The sequence below is a fragment of the Methanospirillum sp. genome, assembly GCF_035406105.1.
Taxonomy (GTDB): domain Archaea; phylum Halobacteriota; class Methanomicrobia; order Methanomicrobiales; family Methanospirillaceae; genus Methanospirillum.
The window spans coordinates 1-3,494 of sequence record NZ_DAONKG010000233.1 but is presented as its reverse complement, the minus strand read 5'-3'; the positions used below and the strand labels follow the sequence as shown (position 1 = coordinate 3,494).

The window sequence follows — 3,494 nt, the reverse complement described above, 5'->3', positions numbered from 1 at the left end:
GAGACCTACATTGATATCGGATGTCCGAACTGGTGTAAGGAGGATGCATTCCAGATGATATGGGATAGTACTCCGGGTAAGAACAGTATGTTTGTCATGGCATTAAACCCGGACGATGAAGCAGCCCTGAAGGCAAAGTATGGAACACGCCCTGCAGGTATCATCATCCGGTGGAATGATGGGGCCAAAAAAGGAAAAGGCGTTGCTCTTGGGTTCAACTTTGACCAGGTGACTGAAGAGTTGGGCCTTACGAACAACACCCTGCCATCCTGGGCTCCGAAGCTGGTGCAGGATATTGGCATGATGCCGTATGTTGACAAGCCAGAATCAGTCATTACCACACTTAAGGAATTTGATGTTGACGAAGCAAACCTGACGAAACTGAAGACCGCGGGGAATAATCCCTATAAAGTATTGGGAATGCTGTAAGAGAGAATACAAAACGTGAGTACCATGAATCATATCACAAAAATTTTTTTTGCAATCTGCCTTGTACTGTCAGTTCTGACAGTGCCAGGTTGTATGGCAGAGAGTACAACAGTAGAAAAGACCATCACAGATGGGTTCGGAAGAGAAGTGACTGTACCTGTTCCTGCCACACATATTCTCTGTTCAGGAGCGGGATGCCTCAGATATCTGACCTATCTCGGGGGTCAGGATCTCATTGTGGGCGTTGACAGTATTGAAAAAGAAGATCAGAAGATGGATGCAAGGGGATATGCCCTCCTCAACCCACAGTTTAAGGACCTACCACTCTTTGGAGAATTCAGAGGAAAAGATGATCCTGAAAAGATTATTGCACTTGCACCACAGTTAGTCTTTAAAACTGGTGCTACCGGCCAGCCCTCTGCAACAAATGCTGCTGAAGGTGACAAACTTACTGAAAAGACAAAAATCCCGGTTGTGATGTTTGACTATGGATCACTTCGGACTCCCAAAGAACAGGAAGCCATGTTTCAGGGACTTCGCTTAATGGGAGAAGTGATTGGGAAAGAAGATCGTGCGAATGAACTGATTGCATACATCGAAGAGACAATTGCTGACCTTGAATCAAGAACGAAAGACATACCTGAATCTGAACAGAAGACTGCCTATGTCGGAGGAGTCAGTATGTCAGGAGCACATGGCATCATCTCGACCGAGCCGGCATACCCGCCGTTCCTCTGGACACATGTAAAGAATGTTGCAGGGAAGATGGGAACTGCCCACGCTGATGTTGCAAAAGAAGCAATTGTTGACTGGGATCCGGAATTCCTGTTTATGGATGTCGGAACGATTCAAATGGACAATGATGGAGGAATCGGGGAACTGAAGAATGATCCATCACTCGCCGGACTGACTGCAGTTAAGGAAGGAAAAGTCTACGGAGTGCTTCCCTACAACTTCTATAATACCAACTTCGAAAATGTCCTTGCTGATGCCTACTTCATTGGGAAGGTAGTATATCCAGACCGGTTTGCTGATATTGACCCCAAGAAAAAGGCAGATGAGATAATGACAAAATTCCTTGGAGCATCTCCGCTGGACAAAATAAATGCAATGTATAAAAACCTTGCATTCAGTCAGATAACCATTTGAATCTGATGAATTCCTTATTTTTCTCTTTTTTTTATGAGGTGGGATAATGCATATCGCAGATGGTACTATCCCCAATGATTATCTGGCTTATGTAAAAACCAAGGTATTTTGGATTATCGGAGGGATTATCCTTTTATTATTCCTTCTGATCTTTTCAATTTCAGTCGGAGCGGTATCTATCCCGCCATATGATGTCTTTCTGACCTTAATTGGAAAAAATGTGAATCATAAATGGGATGCGATTGTCTGGAATATCCGCCTCCCGCAGGCACTCACAGCCATCTTGGCAGGTGTTGGTCTTTCAGTGGCAGGGGTTGCGATGCAGTCAATTCTTCGAAACCCACTGGGTTCACCATTTACATTAGGTATTTCTAATGCAGGAGCATTTGGTGCCGCAGTATCAGTAATTCTTCTTGGAACCGGTCAGATCCATTCAACTGTTGCCGGGGCCATTACCATTAATAATCCCTATATTACCACAATAATGGCTTTTTTTTTCTGCATGATTGCAACTGCCATTATCCTGATGATTTCCCACATCAGAGGGGCTTCCCCTGAGGTCATGGTTCTGACAGGAGTTGCTCTCTCTTCCCTTTTCACAGCAGGGACCATGTTTTTACAGTATTTCGCTTCCGATACGCAGCTTGCAGCCGTTGTTTTCTGGACTTTTGGTGATGTTGGTAGGGCGAACTGGGCTGAATTAGGGATTATAACAGTTCTTGTCACTGCATCAACTCTGTATTTTCTGGCAAACCGCTGGAATTATAATGCGATTGATGCTGGAAATGAGACTGCGAAAGGACTGGGTGTGAATGTCGAGCGAATCCGGCTGTACGGGATGACGGTTGCAGCACTCATCACGGCAGTCCTTGTTGCATTTCTGGGAGTTATCGGATTCGTTGGACTTGTCTGTCCCCATATGGTCAGAAGAATTATTGGAGATGATCAGCGATATTTAATTCCCGGCTCCTGTGTTATGGGGGGTATCCTGCTCCTTGCATCAGATACTGTCGCCAGACTCATTGTTGCACCATATGTCCTTCCGGTAGCTGTTCTCACAGCATTCATGGGTGCACCGGTATTTATCTATCTCATAATAAGGGGGCACAGAGGATGATTCTGAATGTTCGTGAATTAGAATTTTTATACAGAAATCATGATGTCCTCAAAAAGATTGCTTTTGAAGTAAATCATGGTGAGATTGTTGCTATTCTCGGACCGAACGGGGTTGGAAAAACAACACTGCTGAAATGTCTGAACAGGATATTAAAACCAAAACACGGCCAGGTCTTCCTTGATGGATCAGAGATTGGTAAACTGAATTCACTTGAAATTGCACAACGTGCAGGGTATGTCCCACAGCGTGTTGAGACCGGGCGCCTTACTGCATTTGATGCAGTTCTGCTGGGTAGGAGACCACATATCGGGTGGGACATCTCTGAACGAGATCTCATGATTGTTGACGCCATCTTTTCCCGTCTTTCTATGAATCATCTCAGGCTCTCATATATCGACGAGATGAGTGGAGGTGAATTGCAGAAGATCGCTATTGCACGGGCTCTTGTACAGGAGCCTCGAATTCTTCTCCTTGATGAACCAACAAGCAGTCTTGATCTGAAAAACCAGGTCGAAATTCTCTCAACCATTGTGGGGATTGTAAGGGAACATGGCATTGCAGCCGTGATGACCATGCATGACCTGAATCAGGCACTCCGGTATGCTGACCGGTTTATCTTTTTAAAAGACGGGCAGATTCATTTTCACGGACCATATGATGCTGTAACGCCGGAGATTATTGAAGATGTATATGGTCTTCCGGTTATGATGGGAATGGTTGGAGGCGTCAGGTGCATTGTTCCAGGCCTTCAGCCTTCATAACCCTGATAACAATTTTCAATTTTTTTCAAAAATATGAG

At 44.8% G+C, this 3,494-nt stretch carries 4 protein-coding genes; all 4 read left to right on the top strand.

Annotated elements, in window-relative coordinates; translation table 11 throughout:
- Positions 1–429, top strand: a 429-nt coding sequence (locus tag PLA23_RS11630; RefSeq protein ID WP_324475284.1) for an FmdE family protein, incomplete at its 5' end; no start/stop codon positions are given.
- A 24-nt stretch (positions 430–453) separates the two neighbouring features.
- Positions 454–1,578 (top strand): iron ABC transporter substrate-binding protein, encoded by a 1,125-nt coding sequence (locus PLA23_RS11625; RefSeq protein WP_502883628.1) that lies wholly within the window; start codon positions 454–456, stop codon positions 1,576–1,578.
- A 46-nt stretch (positions 1,579–1,624) separates the two neighbouring features.
- Positions 1,625–2,695, top strand: a complete 1,071-nt coding sequence (locus tag PLA23_RS11620) for a FecCD family ABC transporter permease (RefSeq protein ID WP_324475283.1) — start codon at positions 1,625–1,627, stop codon at positions 2,693–2,695.
- Positions 2,692–3,456, top strand: coding sequence for an ABC transporter ATP-binding protein (locus PLA23_RS11615; protein WP_324475282.1), 765 nt, complete (start codon positions 2,692–2,694; stop codon positions 3,454–3,456). Before PLA23_RS11620 ends, PLA23_RS11615 begins: the two co-directional genes overlap by 4 nt.
- Positions 3,457–3,494: the final 38 nt, after the last annotated feature.

What these genes read in the sequence shown, in the direction of transcription:
- PLA23_RS11625 (WP_502883628.1), top strand. Translation starts at nt 454, where the DNA reads ATGAATCATATCACAAAAATTTTTTTTGCAATCTGCCTTGTACTGTCA.
- PLA23_RS11620 (WP_324475283.1), top strand. Translation starts at nt 1,625, where the DNA reads ATGCATATCGCAGATGGTACTATCCCCAATGATTATCTGGCTTATGTA.
- PLA23_RS11615 (WP_324475282.1), top strand. Translation starts at nt 2,692, where the DNA reads ATGATTCTGAATGTTCGTGAATTAGAATTTTTATACAGAAATCATGAT.